The organism is Pseudomonas sp. HMWF006 (genome assembly GCF_003061205.1).
In the GTDB taxonomy this organism is placed as follows: domain Bacteria; phylum Pseudomonadota; class Gammaproteobacteria; order Pseudomonadales; family Pseudomonadaceae; genus Aquipseudomonas; species Aquipseudomonas monsensis.
Genome location: NZ_QAIU01000581.1, coordinates 7,317 through 8,305, shown reverse-complemented (window position 1 = coordinate 8,305; position 989 = coordinate 7,317). Strand labels below are relative to the sequence as shown.

Sequence of the window (989 nt, the reverse complement as noted above, 5' to 3'; positions counted from 1 at the left end):
CCATGAAGTCTTCCGCGAACAGTTGTCGTATCACGCCATGGTCGAAATCGTCGACGGCCGGCGATATGTGCTGCTGCAGGATCAGAGCGATTTCGAAGAGCGCGAGCGTGTGCTGTTTGCCGTCGTGCTGGTGGGCTTTGTGCTCAGTCTGGCGTTGGCGGTATTCCTCGGCTGGGTGCTTGCGCGCAAAGTGATGGCGCCGGTGGTGCGTCTGGCGCGTCAGGTTCGCCACCGCGATCAGTTGCTCGGGCTGGCGCCGCCGCTCGCCCCCGACTACGCGGCTGACGAAGTCGGCGAACTGGCGGTGGCGTTCGACGCCACCCTCGGTCGCCTGCGTCAGGCCCTGACCCGTGAAAGATTATTCACCAGCGACGTCAGTCACGAACTGCGCACCCCCTTGATGGTGCTGGCCAGCTCTTGCGAACTGCTGCTGGAGAATCCGGCCATTGATCAACGCGGTCGTTCTCAGGTGGAACGTATCGCCCGGGCCAGCGAGGAAATGCGCGAGTTGGTGCAGACCTTCCTGATGCTCGCCCGTGCCCAGCGCGAAAACGCCGGGGTGGCGCTGCAGCAGAATATTGCGCAAGTGGCTGACAGCCTGTTGTGCGTATGGCGCGAGCCGATTGAAAGCAAGGGGCTGAGGTTGCAGTTCGAACCCGGCAACCCGTCGGACACCTGTTACAACGCAACGTTGCTGACCGCGGTGATGGGCAACCTGTTGCGCAACGCTTGCCATTACACCGATCAGGGCTTTATTCGCCTGACCCTTACCGCCAACGGGTTTGTGGTGGAAGACTCCGGTGTGGGCATTCCGGAAGAAAAACGCGAAGCCATGTTCCAGCCTTTCGTGCGTGGCACGGAAAACCGTGGTGAAGGCCTTGGGCTCGGCCTGTCTCTGGTGCAACGGATCTGTGAAAACCAGGGCTGGACGGTCAATTTGAGCACGATGACGCCCAATGGCTGCCGCTTCGAGGTGGATCTTGGGGCGC

1 protein-coding gene is annotated in these 989 nt (G+C 61.6%); it reads left to right on the top strand.

Annotation, left to right across the window (positions count from 1 at the left end; translation table 11 throughout):
* Positions 1-989: HAMP domain-containing sensor histidine kinase (locus DBR24_RS26675; protein WP_256591870.1), on the top strand; the 989-nt coding region annotated here is incomplete at both ends.